Below are 26,781 nucleotides of genomic sequence, written 5' to 3'. Positions count from 1 at the left end.
CCTGTACGAATGGATTTGGCTTGAATGCCTGAAATGAATCGATCCGGCGGCGGCGGTGCCTCGGTTTTATGCCGCCGCCGTGCGAGTGTTCGGGCGAACGAGGGATCTGCCGCGAACGGCTTGAGCAAATGGCTCGATCTTCGCGGCGCAAAACTGGACGAACTGCGCCTTGCTTCCTCGGATAACCGCTTATTTTAACTGAGTTTTTGCTTGTTTGGCCAGTCGATTGGCGCTCCTGAAACGCGTCAGCGCGAGTTTCATCTGCTGATTCGCGAGGCCACATGCGCGGCGAGATTGCCGGCCAGATCGCCGATGCCCGCGAGTTCCTTCGCCCACTTCACGGCGCGGCGCTCCCATTCTCGCCGATGCGCCCAAAAGTCCGCCCAGTCGGGAACGCCCACGCCATTCCACGCGTGCCAGAAGCGTGCGGCCGCCTCGCGCGCGGACGGATCGAGCGTGCGCGTGTAATGCGCGAGCGCGGCGTCGAGCTTGGGCAGATGGGCGTCGTCGGCTTGCGGGTAGATGTGCCAGACGAAGGGCTTCATCGCCCATTGCGCGCGCACGAAGGAATCCTCGCCGCGCACGAAGTTGATGTCGGCGGCCCAGAGCAGTTCGTCGAAACGCGTTTGCTCGACGAAGCCGAGCGCGTGCGCCTCCAGCGCGCCGGCGCGCGCCGTCGTGCCGGCGATGAAGTTCGGCACGTCGAAAAAGCGTGCGACCGCGCCCGAGATGCGGCCTTCGGGAACGAGCAGCACGACGGGCGCATCGCCGTCGCGCCATTGCGCGAGGAGCGCGTCGACAGCCGGATTCTCATATGCGAACAGCGACACGACCGTATGTTCGCCGCCCGGCCGCTCGATCCCGACGCGCTCGCGCCACCACGCGTTCGCATCGAAGCGCTCGCGGCGCGCGTCGAGATCGCGTTCCTTCAGCACGCCGCCCGTGCCCTTGCCGAGCCCGGGAAAGAAGAAGCTCTTGTCGAGCGGATAGCGCGGATGCGGCGACGGGCGCATGTGGAAATCGGCGACCCAATCCTCGCCACTCAGATATTCGAGATTGATCCAGACCGGCTTCGGATCGCGGCGTGCCATCGCGGCGATGTACGCATGCGGCAATTCGCACGCGAACGCCTCGATCACGACATCGGCGATGGCGAGCGTGTCGCCCGCATGCGCAGGCTCGCGCCAGTGCTCGATCGCGATGCCCATCGCCTCCTGGCGCGGCAGCGTCGCATCGACGTCGGGGCAGAGCGCGTGAAAGACCGTCAGATCGTCGACGAAAAGACGCACGCGCCAGCCGTGCTCCGCGTGCAACTGCCGCGCGAGACGCCAGCACACGCCGATGTCGCCGAAATTGTCGACGACCGCGCAGAAGATGTCGCAGGCGAGTTCCTGATTGGCGGCAAGGGTAGTCATGAGGACGAAGGCGCGCGGTTTAATGTTCTAAACTGGCGATTCTAAGATAACGCTCCAGGCACGGCTCACCGTCGTGCCGATGCCTTTCGTCCCCTTGCTGCATGACTGACACCGACGCCCTCCAACCGGATTTCGACCCGAAAACGACGCTCGCGCAATTGCCGCATCTGCCCGGCGTGTACCGCTACTACGACGGCGACGGCAACGTTCTCTACGTCGGCAAGGCGCGCAATCTGAAGAAACGCGTGTCGAGCTACTTCACGAAGACGCTGCATTCGCCGCGCATCGCGATGATGGTCACGCGCATCCGCAAGATCGAGACGACCGTCACGCGCTCGGAAGCCGAAGCGCTGCTGCTCGAAAACAATCTGATCAAGGCGCTCGCGCCGCGCTACAACATCCTTTTTCGCGACGACAAGTCGTATCCGTTTCTCAAGCTCACCGGCCACAAGTTTCCGCGCATGGCGTATTACCGCGGCGCGGTCGACAAGAAGAACCAGTATTTCGGCCCGTTTCCGAGCGCGTGGGCGGTGCGCGAGAGCATCCAGATCCTGCAGCGCGTCTTCCAGTTGCGCACCTGCGAGGACTCGGTGTTCAACAACCGCACGCGGCCGTGTTTGCTGCATCAGATCGGGCGCTGCACCGCGCCGTGCACCGGCTTGATCAACGAAGAGGATTACGCGCGCGACGTGTCGAATGCGTCGCGCTTTTTGCTCGGGCGTCAGGGCGAGGTGATGAAGGAGCTCGAGCAGAAGATGCACGCGTTCGCCGCGGATCTCAAGTTCGAACAGGCCGCGGCGGTGCGCAATCAGATGAGCTCGCTGTCGACCGTGCTGCATCAGCAGGCGATCGAAGTCGGTGGCGAGAGCGATGTCGATATCCTCGCGGTCGTCGCGCTCGGGGGCAAGGTGTGCGTGAATCTCGCGATGGTGCGCGGCGGCCGGCATCTGGGCGACAAGGCGTATTTCCCGGCGCACGTCGAAAGCGCGATGGCGCTCGGCGACGAAGACGAGCTTGCGGATGCCAACGAAACGGTAGATGCGCCCACCGAAACGGAAACCGAAACCGAGTCCGAAGAGCCACGCGAAAGCTCGCTGGAATCCGAAGTGCTGGAAGCCTTCATGGCGCAGCATTACATCGGCAATCGCGTGCCGCCGGTGCTCGTCGTGAGTCATGCGCCGTCGAGCCGCGAGCTCGTCGATCTGCTGATCGAGCAGGCGGGGCACAAGGTCACGCTGCTGCGTCAGCCGCAAGGGCAAAAGCGCGCGTGGCTCTCGATGGCCGAGAACAACGCCAAGCTCGCGCTCGCGCGCCTATTGTCGGAACAGGGTTCGCAGCAGGCGCGCACGCGCGCACTCGCGGACACGCTGTCCATGGAGATGGACGATCTCGCGCAACTGCGCATCGAGTGCTTCGACATCAGCCATACGATGGGCGAGGCGACGCAGGCATCGTGCGTCGTGTATCACCATCACAAGATGCAGTCGGGCGAATACCGGCGCTACAACATCACCGGCATCACGCCGGGCGACGATTACGCCGCGATGCGGCAGGTGCTCACGCGCCGATACGAGAAGATGGTCGCGCAGGCCGCCGCGAACGCCAACGATGAAGCCGCGACTCTGCAACCCGACGATGCCGCCGATCCCAACGTCACGCCCGATGGCGCCGAACCGGTCGCGGCGGGCGGCACGCTGCCGAACATCGTGCTGATCGACGGCGGCAAGGGCCAGGTGGAAATCGCGCGGCAGGTGTTCTCCGAGCTGGGTCTGGATCACGGCATGCTGGTAGGCGTAGCGAAAGGAGAAGGGCGCAAGGTCGGCCTGGAGACGCTCGTGTTCGCCGACGGCCGCGCCGCGCTCGAACTCGGCAAGGAAAGCGCGGCGCTGATGCTCGTCGCGCAGATCCGCGACGAGGCGCACCGCTTCGCCATCACCGGGATGCGCGCGAAGCGGGCAAAGGCGCGCCAGACTTCGCGGCTGGAGGAACTGGAAGGCGTCGGCGCGAAACGGCGTCAGCGGCTCCTGTCGCGTTTTGGCGGATTGCGCGGCGTGCAGGCGGCGAGCGTCGAGGACCTGGCGAGCGTCGAAGGCATTTCGCTCGCGCTCGCGCAGCAGATTTATCGTCAGTTGCATTGAGCCGCAAAGCCGGCCGCGCGGCGCGCCACAGCGGTGCGCCGCCTTGTGAGCGCCGGATCGACGCGGCACAATGGCGGCTTCCTTACATGTCCCTCAACCGCTTTCGCCCATGCCGTTCAATCTACCGATCTTCCTGACGTGGCTGCGAATCGTGCTGATTCCGCTCGTCGTGGGCGTGTTCTATCTGCCGGACATGATGATGAGCCCGGAGCATCGCAACCTGCTCGGCATGGTCATCTTCGTGCTCGCCGCACTCACCGATTGGTTCGACGGCTTTCTCGCGCGCAAGCTCAATCAGACGTCGTCGTTCGGCGCGTTCCTCGATCCCGTTGCCGACAAGCTGATGGTCACCGCCGCGCTGCTCGTGCTCGTGCAACTGTCGCGGCTCAATGCGGTGATCGCGCTCATCATCGTTGGACGCGAAATCACGATTTCCGCGCTGCGCGAATGGATGGCGCAGATCGGCGCATCGAAGAGCGTCGCGGTGAATCAGCTCGGCAAGTTCAAGACCGTGTGCCAGATGGTCGCGATCCCGATGCTGCTGTTCTACGGGCCGCTGAAGATCGCCGGCACCCAATGGATCATCGACACGCGCGTGTGGGGCCTGTGGCTCATCTACGTCGCCGCGTTCCTCACCGTCTGGTCGATGCTCTACTACATGAAGCTCGCGTGGCCGCAGATTCGCGAGCGCGGCGGCATGCTTTGAGGCGGAAAACGCGCTCATTGCAAAAATTGCGTCGAAGCGAAAAAATCCTCTCACAAAACAGTTGACAGCCTTCTTTGGCTTCTACATAATCTCGTTTCTCTGATGCACGACGCGACGCAGCAAGCGAAGCAAGAGTAAAAGAAAGCAGTGAAACAAAGCAGTAACACGCGGGAGTAGCTCAGTTGGTAGAGCGCAACCTTGCCAAGGTTGAGGTCGCGAGTTCGAGACTCGTCTCCCGCTCCAGTCAAAGGGGAAGCCAAGCTTCCCTTTTTGTTTGGTGGCTCAGCCGGTCAATTGCCGGTGGCACCAGAACCGCTTGTGGCGCGGTAGCAAAGCGGTTATGCAGCGGCCTGCAAAGCCGTTTAGACCGGTTCGACTCCGGTCCGCGCCTCCACTTGAAAAGCCCTGATCCGTCAGGGCTTTTTCTTTTTCGGAACGCCGGTAGCCACCGATTCTGCGTCCCGTGGCGGCACGGCATAATTGCAACGTTTCTGCCACACCTACTCCAATGACCGACTCACTCTCCCAACTCGAATGGCGCTGGAAGCGCTTCGACGATCTGTCGACGACCGAGGTCTACGACATGCTCGCGGCCCGTAGCGCCGTGTTCGTCGTCGAGCAGAATTGCGTGTATGGCGATATCGACGGCCTCGATGTCGACGCGTGGCATCTTCTCGCATATGGCGAAGGCGAGAAGCGCCCGGCGCTCGCGGGTTATCTGCGCGTGCTGTTGCCGGGTCATCCGGACGAGGGCGAGAAGGACGTGCGCATCGGCCGCGTGCTGACGACCGCGAAGTTTCGCGGCCTGAAGCTCGGCAACGCGATGCTCGAACGCGCGCTCGAGCAGATCCTGAAGCAATGGCCCGATCAGCCGGTCAGCCTTCACGCACAGGCGCACTTGCAGCGCTTCTACGGCGCGTTCGGCTTCGTGCCGTCGTCGGGTGTGCATGACGAAGACGGCATTCCGCACGTCTGGATGCGCCGTCCCGGTTTTCCTTCATGACGCGCTGACGTTGACGGGCGCCGCGATCGCGACGCTGCGTTCCTTGATGAGCCGCGAGCGCGCCGACAGCCGCAGCCAGTGACGCAGCGCAATCAGCGCGCCGATCACGCTCATCATCGATCCGGGAATCCACAGCAACAGGCCGCCGATCTGCTGATCGCGCATCGGCGTGATCCAGGTGAACGCGCGGCCGCAAATCGAATAGATCGGATACAGCTCGTGCGGCGTGAAGAAGATGTACGCGCCGAGAATGATCTGCGGCGGAATCGCGGCGATCACGACGAGAATCCGTCTGCCGGGCGCGAGGCGCGCGGGCGGCGCGGGCCGCGGGTCGAGAATGAGCCACCAGAACAACAGGCCGTCGATCACCATGCTCCAGTTCATTACGCGATAGAGCCGGTAATCGAGCATCGCCTTGAAGTGGATCGGCGACAGCAGCCAGAAATAGATCAGCCCGACGAACAGCGCGACGGCGATCACGGGATTGAACACGACATCGCAAAAGACGCGCGCAATGCGCGTTTGCGCGGCCGGACGCAACCAGCGCTGCCGCCATCCGAACGGAATGCCCGCACGCAGCGCCGCGCCCGGATACGACAGCGCGATCAGAAACGGACCGAGATGATGCAGCACGAGATGCTGCAATCGATGCATGAAGAATTCGTGCTCGAAGAAGTAATCGAGCCGCGTGTGCAGCGCCACGTAAAGCGCAACGAGGCCGAACCAGAACGCGATGCGCCGCGACACCGACACGCGCGCATGCCGCGCCCCGCGCGCGAACAGAATCCCCGCGACGAGCACCGCGATCACGACCGTCGGCGACGGCTCCCACGGATCGAGCCAGTAAAGCAGCGTGCTCATCGTCAGGCGTCCTTTGCGTGGATCACGCGCTTCAGATCGGCCGCGATGGCGTCGATCGAATCGTGATCGGTCGCGAGCAGGCGCGCGTGACCGGCGGCATCGAAGATATAGACGGCCGAACTGTGCGTGACTTCATACGCGCCGTCCGGATCGCGCTTTTCCATCTGATACGCGACGCGATAACGCTGCGCGACTTTCTCGATCGCGCGATCCGTGCCGGTCAGGCCGACCGCGTGTTTGTCGTCGAAGGCGCGCACGTAGGAGCGCAAAAGCGCGGGCGTGTCGCGCGCCGGGTCGACCGAAACGAAGACGATGCGCGTCTCGTCCGCATCCGGCCCAACGCGTTGCAGCACTTGCATCAGGCGCGCCATCGTTTCCGGGCAGACATCGGGGCAATGCGTGTACCCGAAGTAGACGAGCGTCGTCTTCCCGGCGAAGGATCGTCCGGTGACGCTCGCGCCGCCATCGTCGATGAGCGAGAAGTCGAGATCCGGCAGATGGCCCGATACATCCGTCAGATGCCACGGCTCGGCGGGCTTCGAACAGGCGGCGAGGGCGCACAGCGAGAGAAGGGCGACGAGACGCCGCGCGGGGAATTCGAGGAACGAAGCGTGCATCGGGAATGGCGTTGCAGGATGATTCGATTTGAACTTCGTCGCAAAATACACGCCTTTCACGCGTCTCCAGCGCATCATGTCGCTATCGGACTATTTTTGAGACGATTTGCCGCATGGTTCCAGCGCGCTGAAAGGCCGCACGTCGAAAGCTGAAAGTTCGGAGCTTTCTGAATTGAAAGCCTTCGCGCGGTAAGATTCGCACGCATTGCGTCGTCCAAAACGGACCGCGCGCCACATCACAGGCAAACCACAGGCCAAAGATCGATGCAAATTCTTCCCGATTCCCTGTCTCTTGCCGAGACCGCCTTTTTCTTCGATTTCGACGGCACGCTCGTCGAACTCGCCTCGACGCCCGATGGCATCTTCGTGCCGCGCTCGGTGCCCGACATCCTCGCCGCGTTGAGACGCGCGACCAACGGCGCGGTCGCGGTCGTATCGGGGCGCGGCATCGACAATATCGATTCGTTCCTGCAGATGGACGATCTGCCCGTCGCGGGCATGCACGGCGCGGAACGGCGCGATTCGAACGGCGATGTGCAGCGCATCGGCTTCAACGACGAGCGGCTCTTGCGCATGGAGCACGCGCTCGAGAAAGTCGTCAGCGCGAATCCGGGCATGCTGCTCGAAATCAAGGGCGCGGCGCTCGCGCTGCATTACCGCAATGCGCCCGACCGCGAGCCGGCGGCGCGCGCGGCGACGCAAAAGCTCGTCGCGGAATATGCCGATGCCTACGTGCTGCAGCCGGGCAAGATGGTCTACGAGATCAAGCCGAAGGACGTCGACAAGGGCCGCGCGGTGCGCGCGTACATGGGCGAGCCGCCGTTCACGGGGCGCAAGCCGGTGTTTATCGGCGACGATCTCACCGATGAAAAAGGTTTCGCGGTCGTGAACGAGTTCGATGGCCTGTCGATCAAGGTCGGCCCCGGCGATACGGTTGCGCGCGCGCGCATCGAATCGGTCGAGTTGCTGCTCGACTGGCTGCAAGTAATCGCGGGCACGGCGGGGAAGCACGCGTGAGCCGGCTGATCATCGTTTCGAATCGCGTCGCGCCGATTTCCGAAGGCGGGCCCGCGGCGGGCGGGCTTGCGGTCGGCGTCTACGACGCGCTCAAGGAAACCGGCGGCATGTGGTTCGGCTGGAGCGGGGACGTGCTCACGTCCGCACCTGACGACATCAAGCTCGAAGAGCACGGACCGGTGACGTTCGCGACCATCGGACTCGTGCGGCGCGATTACGACCAGTACTATCGCGGCTTCTCGAATGCGACGCTCTGGCCCGCGTTTCACTATCGGCCGGACCTGATCGAGTTCGACCGGCACGAATACGACGGCTATTGCCGCGTGAATCGCTGGCTCGCGGCGCAGCTCGCGCCGCTGCTCAAGCCCGACGACGTGATCTGGGTGCACGACTATCACCTGATTCCGTTCGCGCAGGCGCTGCGCGCATTGGGCGTGAAGAATCGCATCGGCTTCTTTCTGCACATTCCGTTTCCGGCGTCGCAGATTCTGCTGAGCGTGCCGCGTCATCGCGAACTGGTCGAGGCGCTGTGCGCGTTCGATTTGCTCGGTTTTCAGACGGAGCCGGACCTGCGCGCGTTCTGCGATTACATCGAAACAGAAGCGGGCGGCGCGTTGCAGCGCGACGGCGCGAAGCCGGTCGCGATTCGCGCGTTCGGTCAGACGCTGCGTGCGGCGGCGTATCCGATCGGCGTCTATCCGGATGAAATCGCCGCGCTCGCGAAAGACGGCGAGCGCGGACGCGACGTGGAAATCGTCAAGTCGACGCTGCATCATCGCAAGCTCGTGATGAGCGTCGATCGTCTCGATTATTCGAAAGGGCTCGTCGAGCGTTTTCGCGCGTTCGAGCGGCTGATCGAACACGATCCGCAGCAGCGCAACAACGTGTCGTTCCTGCAGATCGCGCCGCCGACCCGCTCCGATGTCGATGCCTATCGCGACATCCGCTTGCAGCTCGAAGCGGAATCGGGCCGCATCAACGGGCGATACGCCGAACTCGACTGGACGCCGATTCGCTATATCCATCGTCAGTACGAGCGGCCGGTGCTCGCCGCGCTGTTCCGCGAGGCGCACGTGGGTCTCGTCACGCCGTTGCGCGACGGCATGAATCTCGTCGCGAAGGAATATGTGTCGGCGCAGAATCCGGACGATCCCGGCGTGCTCGTGCTGTCGCAATTCGCCGGCGCGGCGCGCGAGCTGACGGCCGCGCTCATCGTCAATCCGCTCGATATCGATGGCATGGCCGATGCACTCGCCATCGCGCTCAGCATGCCTTTGAACGAGCGAAAAGCGCGCTACGAAGAGATGATGGCGCAATTGCGCGACAACAACGTCTCGGTGTGGCGCGACAACTTTCTGCGCGACCTCAAGACGTGAAAAAGGCCGCGTTCCTTTGGAAACGCGGCCTTTTTGCTTGATGACGCTTACGCCGGCTGCTTGTGCGGCGTCGCGACGATCGACGGCACCTTGCCGTGCTGCTTCGCCAGCAACTCGCGATACAGCCCCGGCCGCTCGCGCAATTCCTGCGGCGGGCCGTCGTCGATGACCTTGCCCGCGCTCATCACGATGATGCGGTCGAAGTTCTGCAGCGTCGACAGACGGTGCGCGATCGCGATCACGGTGCGGCCGACCATCAGCCGGTCGAGCGCCTGCTGAATCGCTTCTTCCGATGCGCTGTCGAGCGCCGACGTCGCTTCGTCGAGCAGCAGAATCGGCGCGTTCTTCAGAATCGCGCGCGCGATCGCGATGCGCTGACGTTGACCGCCCGACAGCTTCACGCCGCGGTCGCCGACGATCGTGTCGAATCCTTCCGGCATCGCCTCGATGAAGTCCGTGCAGCGCGCCTCGCGGGCGGCGGCGAGCACTTCCTCGCGGCTCGCATCCGGACGTCCGTACGCGATGTTCTCGAACACGGTGCGATGGAACAGCGAAATATCCTGCGGCACGAGCGCGATCGCGTGGCGCAGGCTGTCCTGCGTGATCGCGCTGATATCCTGGCCGTCGATCTTGATGCTGCCCTTTTGCGGCTCGTAGAAGCGTTGCAGCAGCGCGAGCACGGTCGATTTGCCCGCGCCCGACTTGCCGATCAGCCCGACGCGCTGTCCCGGCTCGATATGCAGATAAAAATTGTCGAGAATCGGACGGCGGCGCGGATAGGCGAACGTCACGCCCTCGAAATCGACGCGCCCGCCTTGCGGCACGAGTTCCGTCGCGTCCGAGCGGTCCGGCATGCCGTGCGGCTCCAGCAGCGTCTGCACGGCTTCGGCGAGACGCGCGACGTGTTGCGTCACATCGACGAGCGCCACGGCCAAGTCGCGCGTGCCGTGCAGGATCGTGAAACCGAGCGAGCTGACGAGCACGATATCGCCCGACGTCGCGCGGCCTTGCGACCACAGCCACAGCGCCCAGCCGAGCAGGCCTGCGGAAAGGATCGCCGTGACGACCGCGTGGAACAGGCGCAGCTTTTCGAGGTACAGCAGACTCTGCTGACGCGCGACCATTTCGGCCTTGACGGTCGAGCCGAAACGCTTCTGCTCGCGGAACGTCATGCCGAACGCGCGCACGAGCGCCATGTTGCCGATCACGTCGACGAGCTCGCCATCCACCGACGCCGCCTTCGACGCGAAACTGTGATGCCGCGCCGAGCCGCGCTTCGCGAGCCGGTACAGGATCAGCGCGAGGATCAGCGATGCGGTCATGAGACCGGCGGCCATCAGCGGATTGACGGAGACGATCATCACGATCGCGCCCAGCACCGCGATGCACGGCGGCAGGACGTTCCACGCCATCACGTTCTCGGAGGTGTAGATCGCGTTCGACGTCGCCGTGATCCGGCTCGCGAGCATGCCTGGCTGCTTCTCGGAGAAGTACGTCGGCGAGTGGCCGGACAGATACGAGAAGAGGTCCTTGCGCAAGTCGCCGGTAACGATCACGAAGACGTGCGCGCCGACCCAGCCGCCGACCCGCCACAGCAGGTTGTCGGCGGCGATCAGCCCGACCAGGATCATGAACGCGCCCCACAGCGGGCCGGGATGCCCGCGGCCTTGTCCGAGGACGTCGATCAGATGCTTGATCGCGTACTGCGAGGCGAGGGCGCAACCGACCGCGGCGAACACGCTGAAGAGCACGATGGCATGCGCGACGGGGTGACGGCGGATGTAGCGCATCAGGAACGCGAGCGGCCGATGCGCGTAGCTCGAAAGCTTCGCGTTGTGCGCGTTACGCTGGGAAACGGTGAGTTGGTCCAATGGTCTTTTTTGGTCGTAGAGCGGTTGAGCGTGTGTTGCGCCTTCGGGCAGTGCCATGCGCGGTACGAGATGCGACTGCCGGCATGCGATGCGTCGCCCGATCCGGCGCGACTGACGTCAAGCGAGGCGACGCTGCGCCGTCTCCATCACTGAATTGTAGCCAGTATCGCGCTGCGGCATCGCGACTTCGGGCATGTGACGCTCGGCGCGTGTGGCCATCCGAACATCATCCACGGCAAAAAATCGGGCGTCGCCTCAGCCTTTCGGCCGCCGAGCGCGGCTGACGGCATGGGCGCGCATTGTAAGCACATTGCACGACTTTTTGCGATGGAACGCTCGTCTGAAGGATCTGCGCCAATCGCGCCAGCGAACACAAAAGCACGTGTCGCGCCCGATAACGGAACCGATGCCGCAATCCGGCCTACGCGGCGGGTCAGACGGCGCGGAGTGCGTGCTGCCGCCCGGGCATCGTCAAAGCCCGTGCTCAAATGTAGAACAACCTTAATAAACAGTGGTTTGCAAAGTGTATCCCCCTTGTAACAAGGTAAATAAGTTGAAATGACTGCCGGCGCCGCTCTGGAAAAAACTCCATAATCCGATCCGGGTTTGCCCTTAGGCCATCGACAGGTTTTTGCAAGTTCGCGTCAACCGCCGCAGCAGATACGCGTTAATTGCTGGCGCGCGGCGATTTTGAGATATGGAACCGCAATTGCTAGATCGAATCGCCTGCGCGACGAACCGGTGATCAGCGACCCCGCTTTTTCACTCGAGCATCAGCCTTTGCGCCGCGGCCGCCGCGCCGCGGAAAGCTTCGCCCGAGCCGAGCGATTCGCTTTCCAACGTCAACATGACAGCAGTACTTGCCTGATTCTTTATTAGGAGTTTCACGACATGCGAATCGCTCAAATCGCGCCCCTCCACGAGGCTGTTCCGCCGAAGCTGTATGGCGGCACGGAACGCGTGGTGTCTTATCTGACCGAGGCACTCGTGGATGCTGGACACGACGTCACGCTCTTCGCGAGCGGCGATTCGCAGACGTCCGCGAAGCTCGAGGCGTTCTGGCCGCAGGCGCTGCGCCTCGACCCGACGATCCGCGACACGATGGCGCCGCATATGCTGCTGCTCGAAGAAGTCCGCCGCCGCGCCGACGAGTTCGACGTGCTGCATTTCCACATCGACTATTACCCGTTCTCGCTGTTCGCGCGCCAGCCGGTGCCGTTCCTGACGACGATGCACGGCCGTCTCGATCTGCCCGAACTGCAGCCGATCTTCAACACGTTCAACGACGTGCCGGTCATCTCGATCTCGGACAACCAGCGTCAGCCGCTGCCGCAGGCGCACTGGCTCTCGACGGTGTATCACGGTCTGCCGGAAAACCTGTTGAAGCCGATCCCGAACGTCAAGCCCGGCTATCTCGCGTTTCTCGGCCGCATCTCGCCGGAAAAGCGCGTCGACCGCGCGATCCGCATCGCGCAGGCGGCGGGCATGAAGATCAAGATCGCGGCGAAGCTCGACAAGGCCGACCGCGCCTACTACGAAGAAGAGATCAAGCCGCTCTTCGCGCTGCCGCACGTCGAGTACATCGGCGAAATCAGCGAAGCGGAGAAGACCGAGTTCCTCGGCAACGCCCACGCGCTGCTGTTCCCGATCGACTGGCCGGAGCCCTTCGGCCTCGTGATGATCGAAGCAATGGCCTGCGGTACGCCGGTGATCGCGTTCAACCGCGGCTCGGTGCCGGAAGTGATCGAGAACGGCGTGTCGGGCTTCGTCGTCGAAGATGAACTTTCGGCGATTGCCGCCGTGAAGCGCCTCGATCAACTGCCCCGCGAAAAGGTTCGCGCCGCGTTCGAGCAGCGTTTCTCGTCGAAGGTCATGGCCGCGAACTACGTCAACGTGTATGAAGAACTGCTGCGCCAGAAGCGCCGCACGGTTCTGCGCGAAGTCAACGCGAGCTAAGCAAGTCTTGCCGCTTCGCCGCGGCATGAGTTGAAAAACGACGCCCCGCGTGCCTCAAGGCACGCGGGGCGTTGTCGTAATAGCACATTCAGGCATGCCTTTCGCGCGACAGACCGCGCTGCAGATGTGAAACCTCTGACGACATCCGTAATCTCCCTATAATGACCGGGCTTCGCGATGCGCGGAGCGGCATGCATCGCACGTGGACAGGAGCGTTTCTTTTGGCGAGACCCAAGCAAATCAGCGCGAACCCGGCGCCGGGCGCCGGCACTGTGTTCGCATTGCGCGCCATCGGGCTGGTGCTCGCGGCGCGCTGGGCGTTCTCGATGTCCGAGATGGGCTATCTGTCCTCGCTGCGCGCGATGACGTCGTCGCCGTGGGCGTGCGTGAACCTCGTCCTGATCTTTCTTCTGATCGTGCTGCCGGGCGCGAAGGCGCGCACGGAGCGGCCGCTGCATCCGCTGCCGCAATGGCTGCGGCAGGCGTTGCGCTTCATTGCGCTGCTCGCTTTCGGCTTCGCGATGTTTTCCGTCGGCGCGTTCGTCTGGAGTTCCGGATGGCGGCGCTTCACGCAGGCGCTCGCCGAGACCAACGGCTGGCTGCTCGTCGGGCCGGCGCTTTATGCCATCGTCATGTGGATCTGCCGTCCGCGCGCGCTCTGGCGCACGAATATCGCGGCGCGGCGCTTCGCGATCGGGCGCTATGCGCTCTTGCTCGATCCCGTCACGCGTACCGCCGTCGTATGGGCGGAAAGCCGCAAGCTCGGCCAGTACGACGCGCGCGAGCTGTCGGTGAAATGGCCGGAGCCGGCGGAGACGTCGCCGTCGACGAGCATGCTCGCGCCGGCGACCGAGCCCGCCGCGCCTGCTATCCGCGCGAGCGGGGAAGTGCGGCACGGCCTGTTCGCGCGCCGGCCGAAAGTCGAATTGTTGTGGGACTCGCCGGCCGCGGCCGGGCACAATCGCACCACCGTGTTCCGCGCGCCGCTCGCGAGCGAAGGCGACCGCAACGCGGCGCGCGCGCTCGATGCGACGCTGCGTCAGGTCTGATCTAGCCGAAATTGCCGTACACGTCGTTCCTGTCTCTTCAGGGAGGAAAGGATGCTGATACGTTGGTTGCTGGCCGCGCTTCATCTTCTTGCTTTCGGTTTCGCGCTCGGCTCGGTGCTCGCGCGCGCCCGCGCGTTGCGGCGTCTCGATCCCGCGGAATCCATTCAGGCGAACGAACTGCGCCTGCGTGACGTCTTTCGTTCGGATTCCGTGTGGGGCGTTACGGCGATCGTGCTGATCGTCACGGGCGTGACGCGCGCGTTCGGCGGATTCGAAAAGGGCGGCGCGTTCTATCTGCACGAGCCGCTTTTCCATCTGAAGATGACGGCGCTCGTCGTGATTCTGCTGATCGAAGTCTCACCGATGCTGGCGCTGATCCGCTGGCGCATCGCGCTCGCGCAGGGCGGGCCGATCGATCTCACGCGGGCGCGACGCTTCGCATGGCTGAGCGATCTCGAAGCCGGACTCGTCATGTTGATGGTGATCGCCGCGAGCGGCATGGCGCGCGGCGTGTGGGCGTCGTGATGCCCGTTTCACCGGCTGAAAATGAAAAAGGCCCAAGTCGTGAGACTTGAGCCTTTTGATCTTCGGTGCTTGTCTTTACCAACACCAGAATTCTGGTGGGTAGTACTGGGATCGAACCAGTGACCCCTGCCGTGTGAAGGCAGTGCTCTACCGCTGAGCTAACCACCCGAAGAGAGACGAGATTATGTCAGGCGTTTTTGATTTCGTCTAGTGCTTCGTTAAGCAAATTCGAAAAAATTACGCAGGAACGGCTTCCCCTTCGGCGGGAGCCGGTTCCGTGCGCCAGACGCTCGTGCCTTTCATCGCCTTGTCGAGATCGCTCAGCAGGGCTTCGTGCGCGGCGAGTTCGTCGGCGCTCGCGGCGATCACCGGCAGATCGAGATCGTCGAACGCGATGCGCGACGTCGAAACCGAGCCCGACGCAGGCTGATCGCCGAGCATGTCGATGACGAGGCTTTCCTGGCCGCGCGTCATCGCGAGATAGACCTCGGCGAGCAGCTCCGAGTCGAGCAGCGCGCCATGCAGCGTGCGATGCGCGTTGCTGATGCCGAAACGATCGCACAGCGCATCCAGCGAGTTGCGCTTGCCGGGGAACATCTGCTTGGCTTGCGCGAGCGAGTCGATCACGCCCGCGCACGTCTCGGCGATTTTCGGCAGCCCGAGCAGCGCGAATTCCATATCGAGAAAGCCGACGTCGAAGGGCGCGTTGTGGATGATCAACTCCGCGCCCGCGATGAAGTCGCGAAGTTGCGCGGCGATCTCCGCGAACTTCGGCTTGTCGCTCAGGAATTCGGTGGTGAGGCCGTGCACGGCGAGCGCGCCGGGATCGCTGTCGCGCTCCGGGTTCACGTAGAGGTGCAGGTTGTTGCCCGTCAGCCGGCGGTTGACCAGCTCGACGCAGCCGATTTCGATGATCCGGTCGCCCGTCCTCGCGTTCAGGCCGGTGGTTTCGGTGTCTAGTATCAGTTGGCGCATAAGTTGGCGTGCGTTTCGTTCAGTTGTCCGCAAGCGATGTCACGCCGCGATTGGCGAGCGCATCGGCGCGTTCGTTTTCGGGATGTCCGGCGTGGCCCTTGACCCAGCGCCATTCGATCTCATGCCGCGCGACGAGTTCGTCGAGGCGCTTCCAGAGATCGGCGTTCTTGACGGGCGTCTTCGCGGCCGTCATCCAGTTCTTTTTCTTCCAGCCGTGAATCCATTCGCTGATGCCTTTCTGCACGTATTGCGAATCGGTGTGGATGATCGCGTGACACGGACGTTTCAACGCCTCGAGCGCGGAGATCACGGCCATCAGTTCCATGCGGTTGTTGGTGGTCGCGGCTTCGCCGCCGAACAGCTCCTTCTCCAGCGAGCCGAAACGCAGCAGCGCGCCCCAGCCGCCGGGTCCCGGATTGCCTTTGCAGGCGCCGTCCGTGTAGATGTCGATTACCTTGTTCGATGCGGATTCTTGAGTCATCAATGCTCTTTGCGAGTCTCGTTGCGCGTGTGCGGAGCGGCGACCGGAGCGAGGCCAGGCGCGAGCGCGGGTTTTTTGAGCTTGCGCGGACCGATGACGCGCATGCCGCGCACGCGTTTGACCGCCGTGATCATGTACGCCGCGCCGAAGATGGGCCACCAGCGATCGCCGGCGGCTTCCATGAATTGATAGCGTTGCAGCCATTTGTCCGTGACAAGCGGCGGACGATAGCAGCCGAAGCGCCCGCGTTCAAGGTCGAATCCGAGCAGCTTGATCCAGTCCTTGATGCGCGTGAACGCGATCATCTCGTGCGCCGATGGCACGAACGGCCGTCCCGCGACCTTGCCGAGCGACTGCCGCGCGCCCCACAAACTCAGCGAATTGAAGCCGAGGATGATCAACCGGCCTTCGGGCACCAGCACGCGCTCGGCTTCGCGCAGCAGGCGGTGCGGATCGGGCGAGAATTCGAGTGTGTGCGGCAGCACGAGCAAATCGACGCTCTGCGCTTCGAAAGGCAGGTCGAGCAGATCGCACCACACGGTGCTGCGGCCGTCGGGCGCGCTCGCCGCGGGAAGCGCGCTCACGCCGGGCGTCGTCGCGCGCGGCGGCGTGTACGGTGCGCTCGATGCGCTTTCGGCGTCGAGCACGAGCGCGCGCCCGGTCATGCGATTTTCGCGCAGCGCGTCGAGCTGCGGCATGCCGAGCTGCAGCGCGTGATAGCCGAAGATGTCGGACACGACGTGATCGAGCTGCGCCTGCTCCCATTCGAGCACGTAGCGCCCGGGCGCCGAGCTCGTCCAGGTGGGCCAGTCTATAATCGATCGGTCAGACATGTTCGGATTGCCGCATAGATGATCGCCATGAATTCGCTTGCCAAGAAATCGCCTGCCCAGGATGCACTCGATGCACTCGAATACGTGCCGGTCCCGGCATTCGAGGACAACTACATCTGGCTCGTGTCGGACTCGCGCGATGCGGTCGTGATCGACCCCGGCGACGCCGCGCCCGTCGAGGCCTATCTGGCCAAACGTGGTTGGCGGCTGACCGCTATTTTACTCACGCACCATCACCACGACCACGTCGGCGGCGTGAAAGCACTCATCGATAGCCGAACGGCAGAGGGTGGGATTCCCGTCTACGGCCCGGCTGGCGAGCGCATCGAGCATCTGACGCAGCGCGTCACCGGCGGCGACAGGGTGCGCATCGACAAGCCGGCGCTCGAACTCTCCGTGATCGACGTGCCGGGTCACACGGCCGGACACATCGCCTATTTCCAGGCGGGCGATCCGAACGGCACGCCGCATCTTTTCTGCGGCGACACGCTCTTCGCGAGCGGCTGCGGCCGTCTTTTCGAGGGCACGCCGCAGCAGATGCTCAGTTCGCTCGACGCGCTCGCCGCGCTACCGGACAACACCCAGGTTCACTGCGCGCACGAGTACACGCTGTCGAACATCAAGTTCGCACGCGCGTGCGAGCCGGACAACACCGCGCTACTGCGCTGGAGCGAGGACGCGCAGGCGTTGCGCGCCGCCGGCAAGCCGACTTTGCCGACGACCATCGGCCACGAAAAAACGGTGAATCCGTTCCTGCGTGCGGACGTCCCGGCGATCCACGCAACGCTTGCGTCGCAATTCGGCGCGCCCGTTTCGGACCGGCTCGAAGCGTTTCGAATGATGCGCGGCTGGAAGGATAAGTTCCGCTAACCCGAACCTATTTGGGGCTAACTTCAACCGAAACGTTGGAATCGACGTTAGATGCAGGATTTTGCAGGGGTTTTGCGCGCATTCTTATTGACGTCTTAAGTGCTGTTCCGTACTATCGGCTGCAAATTTCCAAGCATCATCTTTTGGAAGCAGAGACGTTCTCCATGCGACTAACCCTTAGCGCGCTGTCCGTCCTGATGCTCGCCGCGTGCGCGAGCCAAGGACCTACGGCGTCAGATCCAATTACAGCAACAGCCAACTCCAACGCTTCGCCGCAACAAGTCGCCGACACGATTCGCCGCACCGCAGCAGCCAAGGAAACCATTAACGTCGACAAGACGCCCGTGACTTCGCTCGCGGGTTCGTCCGATCTCTGGAACCGCATCCGCGGCGGCTTCCAGATTCCCGATCTGCAAAGCGACCTCGTCGACATGCAGGTCAACTGGTACGCGCAACGCCCGGATTACGTCGAGCGCATGACCACGCGCTCGCAGAAGTATCTGTATCACATCGTCGAGGAACTCGAGCAGCGGCATATGCCGACCGAGCTCGCGCTCCTGCCGTTCATCGAATCGGCATACAGCCCGCAGGCGCTATCGGTCGCGAAGGCCGCGGGCATGTGGCAGTTCATGCCGGGCACCGGCCGCGATTACAACCTCAAGCAGAACATGTGGCAGGACGAGCGCCGCGACGTGCTCGCGTCGACGTCTGCCGCGCTCGACTACCTTTCGCGTCTGCACGACATGTTCGGCGACTGGCATCTCGCGCTCGCCGCATACAACTGGGGCGAGGGCAACGTGCAGCGCGCGATCGCGCGCAACGAAGCGGCGGGCTTGCCGACCGACTACGAAAGCCTGCGCATGCCCAACGAGACGCGCAACTACGTGCCGAAGCTGCAGGCCGTGAAGAACATCGTGAGCAATCCGCAGATGTACGGTCTCACGTTGCCGGACATCCCGAATCACCCGTATTTCGTGACGGTCACGACCGCGCGCGACATCGACGTGACGATGGCCGCGAAGCTTGCCGGCATGAGCGTGGAAGAATTTCGCTCGCTGAATCCGTCGTTCTCGAAGCCGGTGATTCTCGGCGCGACCAATCCGCAGATTCTGCTGCCGTTCGATAACGCTGCGTCGTTTCAGCGCAACCTTTCGTCGTACTCGGGCGCGCTGTCGTCGTGGACGACGTACACCGTCACCGAGCGCGCGCGTCCGGCGGCGATCGCCGAAAAAATCGGCGTGGACGCTGACACGCTGATGTCCGTCAACCGCATTCCGGCGGGCATGCGCCTGAAGCCGGGCTCGACGATCGTCGTGCCCCGCACCGACGATGACGACGAAGACATCAGCGCCGACGTCGCGGCCAATGCGATGCTCGCAATCGAGCGCGACGTGCCCGACACGCGCCGGCTCGTCATCCGCGTGCGCCGCAAGCAGTCGATCGGCACGCTGGCAGACCGCTACAACGTTTCGCCGGCACAGTTGCGCGCATGGAACCGCACGCGCGGAGACATGTTCATGCCGGGGCAGGTGGTCGTGCTGCATGTGCCGTATGGCCGACCGGTTCCGGCCGAGCCGGGTCCGGCGCGTGTGGAGACGGTGGCGGCGTCGAGCCGTTCATCGGGCGGCGTGTCGAAGATCGGCACGCGCGTACCTGAGCCGAAGACATCGCGCGGCGGCAAGACGAGTGCCCATACGTCGGGGAAGGTGACGAAGGTGTCGTCTTCTTCGGCATCGCATGCAGCAAAGCCTGCTGCCGCGGCCAAGACCGCGAAGCCGGCTGCCACGTCGAAGAGCAGCAAGAAGAAATAACGCACGCGGTTTTGCCGGCGCGATAACCCACGCCGTCACCAAGGTGACGGCGTGTTCTTTTGCGGACGCCGCTAAACTGTCGATCCGAAAGAATCGATGAAGCGTCCGTTTCATATGTCGTCCACCGTTCGTCTCCGCGTTTTCATCCTCTTTGCCGCCGGCTACTTCGTCTCGTACGTGTTCCGCGGCGTCAATCTCGGCTTCGCGCCGCTCATCACGCACGAACTCGGCTTGTCGGCCGCCGATCTCGGCCTGCTGACGGCGCTGTACTTCATCGGCTTCGCTGCCGCGCAGATTCCTGTCGGCGTACTGCTCGATCACTTCGGGCCGGCGCGTGTGACGGCCGGCATGCTCGTGTTCGCCGCGGCGGGCATTGGCGTGTTTGGGGCCTCGAATAGCCTGGCAGGGCTGATGTCCGGGCGCCTGCTCATCGGCGTGGGCGTGTCGGTGTGTCTGGCGGCGGCGTTCAAGGCGTCGGCGCAGCATTTCCCGATCTGGCGCCTGCCGCTCATCAACGGATTCACGATGGCCGTCGGCGGATTGGGCGGCGTCGTCGTCGGATCGCCGCTGTCGGCGCTGCTGCAATTCGCAACGTGGCGTCAGGTGTGCTTCGGGCTCGCGGTGTTCACGCTCGTCGTCGCGGCGGCGATTGCGCTCTTCGCGCCGCGCAAGGCGGATACGCATCATCAGGCGGACATCGTCACGCAGTTCAAGGGCACGTGGCACATCATGAGAAGCGCCGCGTTCTGGAAGATCGCGTCGTTTCCGGTCGTCACGCAGGGCGTCTTCTTCGCGATGCAGTCGCTCTGGATCCGTCCCTATCTCATCGACGTGATGAATCTCACGCCCGCGCATTCGTCGGCGATCGTCTCCGTGCTCGGTTTCGCGATGATGTTCGGCTCGGTGGGCTTCGGCGCGGCGGCGCGCAGTCTCGAGCGGCGCGGCGTGTCGGTGTACGCGTTCTGCGGCGCGGGCATGGTGCTTTTCGTCGCCACCCAGTTGCTGATGGTGCTGCGCGTGCCGCTGCCGCCCGCGACGCTCATCGCCGCGTATGGCGTATTCGGCGGCACGGGCATCCTGAGTTATGCGGTCGCGGCGAAGTATTTCCCGTCGCACATGGCGGGACGCGTGAATACGACGCTCACGCTCGTCATCTTCCTGCTGATCTTCGGCTTTCAGGTCGGGGTCGGCACTATGTTGTCGCTTTGGCCTGCGGAAGCGGGGCGCTATCCGGCATCGGCGCATATTTCGGTGTGGGCGGCACTGATTGCGCTGCAAGTGGCGAGCGCGATCTGGTACATGTTGCCGGGCCGCGCGCTGCACGAACGCGAGGCGGAAGTGGAAAACGCGGCGTCGTGATCGGGGCGGCGGGAGGCAAGCAGAGCGCTCCCAAATTTGGCAGATGTGTCAATTTAACGCTATAATTCGAAGGTTTGAGCACATCAACCCGCACCCTAGCGCCTACCTCCCACACACCGTCGTTCGCTGCGCCAGTCGGCGCGCGCCGCACGCCGCCAGTCGCCCGCTTCGTCACTGCGTTTGCCCATGCAAGCGAGCTGAACCGAACCGCGACGCGCGCCTCGCGAGCCGCCGCCACACTGCGCGAAGGAAACCCCTCGTTCTTCGAGCGACGGGAAGCCAAGCCTGAATTTCGGACAGACAGGTCGGTAACAGGGTGTTCCCCAAGGAGCTTCCCGTGTTGCCGTCATTTTCCCCCGCACTTCTCGCACTTGCCGACGGCACGGTCTTTCGTGGTCAATCGATCGGCGCGCCCGGTTCGACGATCGGCGAAGTGGTGTTCAACACCGCAATCACCGGTTATCAGGAAATCCTGACCGATCCGAGCTATGCCCGCCAGATCGTCACGCTGACCTATCCGCACATCGGCAACTACGGCGTGAACGCCGAAGACGTCGAAGCCACCAAAGTCCATGCCGCCGGCCTCATCATTCGCGACCTGCCGGTGCTCGCATCCAACTTCCGTTCCGAGCAGACGCTCTCCGACTATCTCAAGGCGCAAGGCGTCGTCGCGATCGCCGGCATCGACACGCGCAAGCTCACGCGTATCCTGCGCGAGAAGGGCGCGCAGAACGGCTGCATTCTCGCCGGTTCCGATGACGAAGCGAAAGCGCTCGAGCTCGCACGCTCGTTCCCGGGCCTCGCGGGCATGGACCTCGCGAAGGTCGTGTCGACGGACCAGCCCTACGAATGGACGCAGACCGAATGGCGTCTGGGCAGCGGCTACGGCAAGCAGGAAGCGCCGAAGTTTCGCGTCGTCGCGTTCGACTATGGCGTGAAGTACAACATCCTGCGCATGCTGGCGGAGCGCGGTTGCCACGTGACCGTGCTGCCCGCGAAATCGACCGCCGCCGATGCGCTCGCGCTCAATCCGGACGGCATCTTCCTGTCGAACGGCCCCGGCGATCCGGAGCCGTGCGATTACGCCATCGCGGCCACCAGGGAATTCATCGAGCGCGGCATTCCGACGTTCGGCATCTGCCTCGGCCATCAGATCATGGGTCTCGCCGTCGGCGCGAAGACGATGAAGATGAAGACCGGCCACCACGGCGCGAACCATCCGGTGAAGGACATGGACGACGGCCGCGTGGTCATCACGTCGCAGAACCACGGTTTCGCGGTCGATGCGTCGACGCTGCCCGCCAACGCGAAAGTCACGCACGTCTCGCTCTTCGACGGCACGCTGCAAGGCTTCGCGCTCACCGACAAGCCCGCCTTCTGCTTCCAGGGCCATCCGGAAGCGTCGCCCGGCCCGCACGACATCGCGTATCTGTTCGACCGCTTCATCAAGCTGATGGAAGCACAGAAGGTCGCAGCCTAAGAACAGAACATCGCAAATATACAGAGCACAGTTATGCCGAAGCGCACAGACATCAAGAGCATCCTCATCATCGGCGCGGGTCCGATCATCATCGGCCAGGCGTGCGAGTTCGATTATTCGGGCGCGCAAGCATGCAAGGCGCTGCGTGAGGAAGGCTACAAGGTCATCCTCGTCAACAGCAATCCGGCGACGATCATGACGGATCCGAACACGGCCGACGTCACGTATATCGAGCCGATTTCGTGGGAAGTGGTCGAACGCATCATCGCGAAAGAGCGCCCGGACGCGATCCTGCCGACCATGGGCGGACAGACCGCGCTCAACTGCGCGCTCGACCTGTTCCATCACGGCGTGCTGGAAAAGTACAAGGTCGAGCTGATCGGTGCGTCGCCGGAAGCGATCGACAAGGCGGAAGACCGCCAGAAGTTCAAGGACGCGATGACGAAGATCGGCCTCGGTTCGGCCAAGTCGGGCATCGCGCATTCGATGGAAGAAGCGCTCGCCGTGCAGCAGCAGATCGCCGAAGCGACCGGCAGCGGCGGCTATCCGACCGTGATTCGTCCGTCGTTCACGCTGGGCGGCTCGGGCGGCGGCATCGCGTACAACAAGGAAGAGTTCGAAGAGATTTGCCGTCGCGGTCTCGATCTCTCGCCGACGCGCGAGCTGCTCATCGAAGAATCGCTGCTCGGCTGGAAAGAGTACGAGATGGAAGTCGTCCGCGATAAAAAGGACAACTGCATCATCGTCTGCTCGATCGAAAACCTCGACCCGATGGGCGTGCACACCGGCGATTCCATCACCGTCGCGCCGGCGCAGACGCTCACCGACAAAGAGTATCAAGTGCTGCGCAACGCGTCGCTCGCGGTGCTGCGCGAGATCGGGGTCGATACCGGCGGCTCGAACGTGCAGTTCGCGATCAACCCGAAGGACGGCCGCATGGTCGTCATCGAAATGAATCCGCGCGTGTCGCGTTCGTCGGCGCTGGCATCGAAGGCAACGGGATTCCCGATCGCCAAGGTCGCCGCGAAGCTCGCGTGCGGCTACACGCTCGACGAACTCAAGAACGAAATCACCGGCGGACAAACGCCCGCATCGTTCGAACCGACGATCGATTATGTCGTGACGAAGGTGCCGCGCTTCGCGTTCGAGAAATTCCGCGAAGCGGATTCGCGCCTGACCACGCAGATGAAGTCCGTCGGCGAAGTCATGGCAATGGGCCGCACGTTCCAGGAATCGTTCCAGAAGGCGTTGCGCGGTCTGGAAGTCGGCGTCGACGGTCTCGATGAGAAGACCACGAGCCGCGACGAAGTCATCCGCGAAATTGGCGAGCCGGGTCCGGACCGCATCTGGTATCTCGGTGACGCCTTCCGTCTCGGCCTGACGATGGAAGAAATCTTCGAAGAGACGTCGATCGATCCGTGGTTCCTCGCGCAGATCGAACAGATCATCCTCAAGGAAAAGGCGCTCGAAGGCCGCACGCTCGCGAGCCTCACGCGTGACGAACTGCTGTATCTGAAGAAGAGCGGCTTCTCGGACCGGCGTCTGGCGAAGCTGACCGGTTCGACGCAAGCAGACGTGCGCAAGAAGCGTCACGAAATGAAGGTGCGCCCGGTGTACAAGCGCGTCGACACGTGCGCGGCCGAGTTCGCGACGAAGACCGCCTACATGTACTCGACGTACGAAGAAGAGTGCGAAGCGAATCCGACCGACAAGAAGAAGATCATGGTGCTGGGCGGCGGCCCGAACCGGATCGGGCAGGGCATCGAGTTCGACTACTGCTGCGTGCATGCCGCGCTCGCCATGCGCGAGGACGGCTATGAAACCATCATGGTCAACTGCAATCCGGAGACGGTTTCCACCGACTACGACACGTCCGACCGTCTGTACTTCGAATCGCTGACGCTCGAAGACGTGCTCGAAATCGTCGATCTGGAAAAGCCGGTCGGCGTGATCGTGCAGTACGGCGGCCAGACGCCGCTCAAGCTCGCGCTCGATCTGGAAGCGAACGGCGTGCCGATCATCGGCACGTCGCCGGACATGATCGACGCCGCCGAAGACCGCGAGCGCTTCCAGAAGCTGCTCAAGGATCTCGATCTGCGTCAGCCGCCGAATCGCACGGCGCGCGCCGAAGACGAAGCGCTGAAGCTCGCGGAGGAAATCGGTTATCCGCTGGTCGTGCGTCCGTCGTACGTGCTCGGCGGCCGCGCGATGGAAATCGTCCACGAGCCGCGCGACCTCGAGCGCTACATGCGCGAAGCCGTGAAGGTGTCGAACGATTCGCCGGTGCTGCTCGACCGCTTCCTGAACGACGCGATCGAATGCGACGTCGACTGCATCTCCGATGGCGACGACGTGTTCATCGGCGGCGTGATGGAGCACATCGAACAGGCGGGCGTGCACTCGGGCGACTCGGCTTGCTCGCTGCCGCCGTATTCGCTGTCGCAGGAAACCGTCGACGAACTGAAGCGGCAAACCGCCGCAATGGCGAAGGCACTGAACGTCATCGGCCTGATGAACGTGCAGTTCGCGATTCAGCAAGTCCCGCAAGACGACGGCTCCAAGAAGGACATCATCTACGTGCTGGAAGTGAATCCGCGCGCATCGCGCACGGTGCCGTACGTGTCGAAGGCAACCGGTTTGCCGCTCGCCAAGATCGCCGCTCGCGCGATGGTCGGCCAGAAGCTCAAGGCACAAGGCGTGACGAAGGAAGTCATTCCGCCGTACTTCAGCGTGAAGGAAGCGGTGTTCCCGTTCGTGAAGTTCCCGGCGGTCGATCCGGTGCTCGGACCCGAAATGCGCTCGACCGGCGAAGTGATGGGCGTGGGCCGCACGTTCGGCGAAGCACTCTTCAAGTCGCAGCTCGCGGCGGGCTCGCGTCTGCCGGAATCGGGCACGGTGCTTCTGACCGTGATGGACGCCGACAAGCCGAAGGCCGTCGAAGTCGCGCAGATGCTGCACGAGCTCGGCTATCCGATCGTCGCAACCAAGGGCACGGCCGCGGCCATCGCGGCGGCAGGCGTGCCGGTGAAGGTCGTCAACAAGGTGAAAGACGGCCGTCCGCACATCGTCGACATGATCAAGAACGGCGAGATCGCGCTCGTCTTCACGACCGTCGACGAAACGCGCGCCGCCATCGCCGATTCGCGCTCGATCCGCATGAGCGCGCAGGCCAACAAGGTCACGTACTACACGACGATGTCGGGAGCGCGCGCGGCGGTCGAAGGGTTGAGGTATCTCCGAGATTTGGAAGTCTATGATTTACAAGGCTTGCATGCTCGCCTAAACTAAGGCTTCGATTACTGGTCTAAGTATCACGAGCCGCGGTTAAGCGGCGTCTCCTGCTCTGTGGGAGATGCGCTTAACCGCGGTAATTTTTTTGACGAAATTGTTTGTGAGTGGTCTATGAGCACGATTCCTTTGACGAAGCGCGGCGCGGAGTTGCTGCGCGACGAATTGCAACGCCTGAAGGCCGTGGAGCGTCCGGCGGTCATCAACGCGATCGCGGAGGCGCGCGCGCAAGGCGACTTGTCGGAAAACGCGGAATACGACGCCGCGAAGGAAAAGCAGGGGTTCATCGAGGGCCGCATCGCGGAAATCGAGTCGAAGCTGGCCGCCGCGCAAGTGATCGATCCGACGCAGGTCGAAGCGGAAGGTCGCGTGGTGTTCGGCGCGACCGTCGAACTCGAGGACCTGGAATCGGGCGACATGGTGACGTATCAGATCGTCGGCGATGACGAAGCCGACATCGATCACGGCCTCATCTCCGTGAGCTCGCCGATCGCGCGCGCGCTGATCGCGAAGTCGGAAGGCGACGTGGCATCGGTGCAGGCGCCGAGCGGCGCACGCGAATACGAGATCATCGCGGTTCGCTACGTCTGATGGAGCACCGGCTCTTTCGCACCATCAGCATGGTCTGGGTCGGCAGTCTGCTGACCCTCGGTCTGGTCGCTGCGCCCGTGCTCTTTTCGATGCTCGACCGCACGTCGGCGGGCTCGGTGGCGGCGCAGCTCTTCCGCATCGAGGCGATCATCGGCGTGATCAGCGCGCTGGTGCTGATCCTCATCGGCAATCGCTTCGTGAAAAGCGGCATCGTCGATTACAAACGCGTGCGGTGGATCGTCGCGGTGATGCTCGTGTGCGTGCTGGTCGGCTATTTCGCCTTGCAGCCGTTCATGAACTCGCTGCGAATGGCGGCGCAGGAAGCGGGCACCGATCTCGCGAGCTCGCCGTATGCGAAGGAGTTCGGCATTCTGCACGGCCTATCCAGCGCGATCTATCTGATCGAATGCCTGTTCGGCATTGCGCTGGTGTGGCGCTTGCCGGGCGCGGCGCCCGTCAAGATCGTGCCGAAGGGGAAATCCGCCAAGGTGGCGGCGAAAAGAGCGCGAAGCTGAATCGCGCTTGCTCAGGACGGCGCGTGCGTTTCATTGGAAATGCA

At 63.4% G+C, this 26,781-nt stretch carries 23 protein-coding genes and 3 tRNA genes; 18 read left to right on the top strand and 8 right to left on the bottom strand.

The genetic code is table 11. The features are described from left to right. The first annotated feature begins 24 nt into the window (after positions 1-24). Entirely contained in the window at positions 25-198 is a 174-nt protein-coding gene (locus tag NCS00_RS10045) for a hypothetical protein (protein ID WP_250440007.1), read from the top strand. A 59-nt stretch (positions 199-257) separates the two neighbouring features. Here the strand turns inward: NCS00_RS10045 and earP are convergent, their stop codons facing one another. After that, a complete protein-coding gene (earP, locus tag NCS00_RS10040; protein WP_250440006.1) occupies positions 258-1,415 on the bottom strand; it encodes an elongation factor P maturation arginine rhamnosyltransferase EarP in 1,158 nt (385 codons plus the stop codon). Between the two features lie 101 nt (positions 1,416-1,516). Here earP and uvrC point away from each other — a divergent pair, with 101 nt between their 5' ends. The 5 genes from uvrC to NCS00_RS10015 all read left to right on the top strand — a co-directional run bounded on the left by uvrC (position 1,517) and on the right by NCS00_RS10015 (position 5,262). Then, positions 1,517-3,553: an excinuclease ABC subunit UvrC gene (gene uvrC / locus NCS00_RS10035; RefSeq protein ID WP_008342073.1), complete on the top strand. Its 2,037-nt coding sequence runs from the start codon at positions 1,517-1,519 to the stop codon at positions 3,551-3,553. 109 nt (positions 3,554-3,662) lie between these two features. Next, the gene (pgsA, locus tag NCS00_RS10030; protein ID WP_008342071.1) at positions 3,663-4,259 is read left to right on the top strand and encodes a CDP-diacylglycerol--glycerol-3-phosphate 3-phosphatidyltransferase; all 597 of its coding nucleotides are present in this window, start codon (positions 3,663-3,665) and stop codon (positions 4,257-4,259) included. A 167-nt stretch (positions 4,260-4,426) separates the two neighbouring features. Beyond that, positions 4,427-4,502, top strand: a tRNA-Gly gene (locus NCS00_RS10025). A 77-nt stretch (positions 4,503-4,579) separates the two neighbouring features. Beyond that, positions 4,580-4,653: transfer RNA gene (locus NCS00_RS10020), tRNA-Cys, on the top strand. 114 nt (positions 4,654-4,767) lie between these two features. Then, positions 4,768-5,262: a GNAT family N-acetyltransferase gene (locus NCS00_RS10015; protein ID WP_008342069.1), complete on the top strand. Its 495-nt coding sequence runs from the start codon at positions 4,768-4,770 to the stop codon at positions 5,260-5,262. Here NCS00_RS10015 and NCS00_RS10010 read toward each other — a convergent pair. Beyond that, complete coding sequence (locus NCS00_RS10010) at positions 5,257-6,123, bottom strand: cytochrome c oxidase assembly protein (protein WP_250434951.1); 867 nt, start codon at positions 6,121-6,123, stop codon at positions 5,257-5,259. The genes NCS00_RS10015 and NCS00_RS10010 overlap by 6 nt on opposite strands. Before the next feature lie 2 nt (positions 6,124-6,125). Further along, positions 6,126-6,740, bottom strand: a complete 615-nt coding sequence (locus NCS00_RS10005) for an SCO family protein (protein ID WP_175980488.1) — start codon at positions 6,738-6,740, stop codon at positions 6,126-6,128. A gap of 264 nt (positions 6,741-7,004) precedes the next feature. On the opposite strand from NCS00_RS10005, the gene otsB reads away from it, so the two are divergent. Together otsB and otsA are read left to right on the top strand one after the other, a co-directional pair. Then, positions 7,005-7,757 carry a trehalose-phosphatase gene (otsB, locus tag NCS00_RS10000; RefSeq protein ID WP_008342064.1) on the top strand — a complete coding sequence of 251 codons (753 nt, stop codon included), beginning with the start codon at positions 7,005-7,007 and terminating at the stop codon, positions 7,755-7,757. Continuing rightward, positions 7,754-9,133 carry an alpha,alpha-trehalose-phosphate synthase (UDP-forming) gene (gene otsA, locus NCS00_RS09995; RefSeq protein WP_008342063.1) on the top strand — a complete coding sequence of 460 codons (1,380 nt, stop codon included), beginning with the start codon at positions 7,754-7,756 and terminating at the stop codon, positions 9,131-9,133. The genes otsB and otsA overlap by 4 nt, the downstream gene beginning before the upstream one ends. A gap of 47 nt (positions 9,134-9,180) precedes the next feature. Here otsA and NCS00_RS09990 read toward each other — a convergent pair whose 3' ends face one another. Further along, the gene (locus NCS00_RS09990) at positions 9,181-11,061 is read right to left on the bottom strand and encodes an ABC transporter ATP-binding protein (RefSeq protein ID WP_235366332.1); all 1,881 of its coding nucleotides are present in this window, start codon (positions 11,059-11,061) and stop codon (positions 9,181-9,183) included. An 834-nt stretch (positions 11,062-11,895) separates the two neighbouring features. Between NCS00_RS09990 and NCS00_RS09985 the strand changes: the two genes are divergently transcribed. The 3 genes from NCS00_RS09985 to NCS00_RS09975 all read left to right on the top strand — a co-directional run bounded on the left by NCS00_RS09985 (position 11,896) and on the right by NCS00_RS09975 (position 14,534). Then, the gene (locus tag NCS00_RS09985) at positions 11,896-12,960 is read left to right on the top strand and encodes a glycosyltransferase family 4 protein (protein WP_008342061.1); all 1,065 of its coding nucleotides are present in this window, start codon (positions 11,896-11,898) and stop codon (positions 12,958-12,960) included. A 221-nt stretch (positions 12,961-13,181) separates the two neighbouring features. Next, positions 13,182-14,009: a hypothetical protein gene (locus tag NCS00_RS09980; protein ID WP_250440005.1), complete on the top strand. Its 828-nt coding sequence runs from the start codon at positions 13,182-13,184 to the stop codon at positions 14,007-14,009. 51 nt (positions 14,010-14,060) lie between these two features. Continuing rightward, positions 14,061-14,534: a DUF2214 family protein gene (locus NCS00_RS09975; protein ID WP_034473512.1), complete on the top strand. Its 474-nt coding sequence runs from the start codon at positions 14,061-14,063 to the stop codon at positions 14,532-14,534. 93 nt (positions 14,535-14,627) lie between these two features. Here NCS00_RS09975 and NCS00_RS09970 read toward each other — a convergent pair. The 4 genes from NCS00_RS09970 to NCS00_RS09955 all read right to left on the bottom strand — a co-directional run bounded on the left by NCS00_RS09970 (position 14,628) and on the right by NCS00_RS09955 (position 16,823). Then, positions 14,628-14,702 (bottom strand) — tRNA-Val (locus NCS00_RS09970). A gap of 69 nt (positions 14,703-14,771) precedes the next feature. Further along, the gene (dnaQ, locus tag NCS00_RS09965; RefSeq protein ID WP_008342055.1) at positions 14,772-15,509 is read right to left on the bottom strand and encodes a DNA polymerase III subunit epsilon; all 738 of its coding nucleotides are present in this window, start codon (positions 15,507-15,509) and stop codon (positions 14,772-14,774) included. 19 nt (positions 15,510-15,528) lie between these two features. Beyond that, positions 15,529-15,990, bottom strand: coding sequence for a ribonuclease HI (gene rnhA, locus NCS00_RS09960; protein ID WP_008342054.1), 462 nt, complete (start codon positions 15,988-15,990; stop codon positions 15,529-15,531). After that, positions 15,990-16,823 carry a class I SAM-dependent methyltransferase gene (locus NCS00_RS09955; protein ID WP_250440004.1) on the bottom strand — a complete coding sequence of 278 codons (834 nt, stop codon included), beginning with the start codon at positions 16,821-16,823 and terminating at the stop codon, positions 15,990-15,992. The genes rnhA and NCS00_RS09955 overlap by 1 nt, the downstream gene beginning before the upstream one ends. 18 nt (positions 16,824-16,841) lie before the next feature. Between NCS00_RS09955 and gloB the strand changes: the two genes are divergently transcribed. The 7 genes from gloB (at position 16,842) to NCS00_RS09920 (ending at position 26,737) form a co-directional block, all read left to right on the top strand. After that, positions 16,842-17,693, top strand: a complete 852-nt coding sequence (gloB, locus tag NCS00_RS09950; protein ID WP_250440003.1) for a hydroxyacylglutathione hydrolase — start codon at positions 16,842-16,844, stop codon at positions 17,691-17,693. Between the two features lie 164 nt (positions 17,694-17,857). Continuing rightward, entirely contained in the window at positions 17,858-19,504 is a 1,647-nt protein-coding gene (locus NCS00_RS09945; RefSeq protein WP_033537087.1) for a transglycosylase SLT domain-containing protein, read from the top strand. 96 nt (positions 19,505-19,600) lie between these two features. Continuing rightward, positions 19,601-20,863 carry an MFS transporter gene (locus NCS00_RS09940; protein WP_420912058.1) on the top strand — a complete coding sequence of 421 codons (1,263 nt, stop codon included), beginning with the start codon at positions 19,601-19,603 and terminating at the stop codon, positions 20,861-20,863. 337 nt (positions 20,864-21,200) lie between these two features. Beyond that, positions 21,201-22,343, top strand: coding sequence for a glutamine-hydrolyzing carbamoyl-phosphate synthase small subunit (gene carA, locus NCS00_RS09935; RefSeq protein WP_034473546.1), 1,143 nt, complete (start codon positions 21,201-21,203; stop codon positions 22,341-22,343). Positions 22,344-22,376: 33 nt separating this feature from the next. After that, positions 22,377-25,631 (top strand): carbamoyl-phosphate synthase large subunit, encoded by a 3,255-nt coding sequence (carB, locus tag NCS00_RS09930; RefSeq protein WP_034473511.1) that lies wholly within the window; start codon positions 22,377-22,379, stop codon positions 25,629-25,631. A gap of 114 nt (positions 25,632-25,745) precedes the next feature. Then, positions 25,746-26,222 (top strand): transcription elongation factor GreA, encoded by a 477-nt coding sequence (greA, locus tag NCS00_RS09925; protein ID WP_008342047.1) that lies wholly within the window; start codon positions 25,746-25,748, stop codon positions 26,220-26,222. Then, on the top strand, positions 26,222-26,737 hold the full coding sequence (locus NCS00_RS09920; RefSeq protein ID WP_008342046.1) for a DUF4149 domain-containing protein: 516 nt from the start codon (positions 26,222-26,224) through the stop codon (positions 26,735-26,737). Before greA ends, NCS00_RS09920 begins: the two co-directional genes overlap by 1 nt. Positions 26,738-26,781: the final 44 nt, after the last annotated feature.

Origin of the sequence: Caballeronia sp. AZ1_KS37 (assembly GCF_023631165.1) — a bacterium.
Taxonomy (GTDB): Bacteria; Pseudomonadota; Gammaproteobacteria; order Burkholderiales; family Burkholderiaceae; genus Caballeronia; species Caballeronia zhejiangensis.
Note: the sequence above shows the minus strand (reverse complement) of the source record. Positions and strands in the feature narration are given on the sequence as shown.

Coding starts and splice junctions, on each gene's coding strand:
- NCS00_RS10045 (WP_250440007.1), top strand. CDS start 25: ATGCCTGAAATGAATCGATCCGGCGGCGGCGGTGCCTCGGTTTTATGC.
- earP (WP_250440006.1), bottom strand. CDS start 1,415: ATGACTACCCTTGCCGCCAATCAGGAACTCGCCTGCGACATCTTCTGC.
- uvrC (WP_008342073.1), top strand. CDS start 1,517: ATGACTGACACCGACGCCCTCCAACCGGATTTCGACCCGAAAACGACG.
- pgsA (WP_008342071.1), top strand. CDS start 3,663: ATGCCGTTCAATCTACCGATCTTCCTGACGTGGCTGCGAATCGTGCTG.
- NCS00_RS10015 (WP_008342069.1), top strand. CDS start 4,768: ATGACCGACTCACTCTCCCAACTCGAATGGCGCTGGAAGCGCTTCGAC.
- NCS00_RS10010 (WP_250434951.1), bottom strand. CDS start 6,123: ATGAGCACGCTGCTTTACTGGCTCGATCCGTGGGAGCCGTCGCCGACG.
- NCS00_RS10005 (WP_175980488.1), bottom strand. CDS start 6,740: ATGCACGCTTCGTTCCTCGAATTCCCCGCGCGGCGTCTCGTCGCCCTT.
- otsB (WP_008342064.1), top strand. CDS start 7,005: ATGCAAATTCTTCCCGATTCCCTGTCTCTTGCCGAGACCGCCTTTTTC.
- NCS00_RS09990 (WP_235366332.1), bottom strand. CDS start 11,061: ATGGCACTGCCCGAAGGCGCAACACACGCTCAACCGCTCTACGACCAA.
- NCS00_RS09985 (WP_008342061.1), top strand. CDS start 11,896: ATGCGAATCGCTCAAATCGCGCCCCTCCACGAGGCTGTTCCGCCGAAG.
- NCS00_RS09975 (WP_034473512.1), top strand. CDS start 14,061: ATGCTGATACGTTGGTTGCTGGCCGCGCTTCATCTTCTTGCTTTCGGT.
- dnaQ (WP_008342055.1), bottom strand. CDS start 15,509: ATGCGCCAACTGATACTAGACACCGAAACCACCGGCCTGAACGCGAGG.
- rnhA (WP_008342054.1), bottom strand. CDS start 15,990: ATGACTCAAGAATCCGCATCGAACAAGGTAATCGACATCTACACGGAC.
- NCS00_RS09955 (WP_250440004.1), bottom strand. CDS start 16,823: ATGTCTGACCGATCGATTATAGACTGGCCCACCTGGACGAGCTCGGCG.
- gloB (WP_250440003.1), top strand. CDS start 16,842: ATGATCGCCATGAATTCGCTTGCCAAGAAATCGCCTGCCCAGGATGCA.
- NCS00_RS09945 (WP_033537087.1), top strand. CDS start 17,858: ATGCGACTAACCCTTAGCGCGCTGTCCGTCCTGATGCTCGCCGCGTGC.
- NCS00_RS09940 (WP_420912058.1), top strand. CDS start 19,601: ATGAAGCGTCCGTTTCATATGTCGTCCACCGTTCGTCTCCGCGTTTTC.
- carB (WP_034473511.1), top strand. CDS start 22,377: ATGCCGAAGCGCACAGACATCAAGAGCATCCTCATCATCGGCGCGGGT.
- greA (WP_008342047.1), top strand. CDS start 25,746: ATGAGCACGATTCCTTTGACGAAGCGCGGCGCGGAGTTGCTGCGCGAC.
- NCS00_RS09920 (WP_008342046.1), top strand. CDS start 26,222: ATGGAGCACCGGCTCTTTCGCACCATCAGCATGGTCTGGGTCGGCAGT.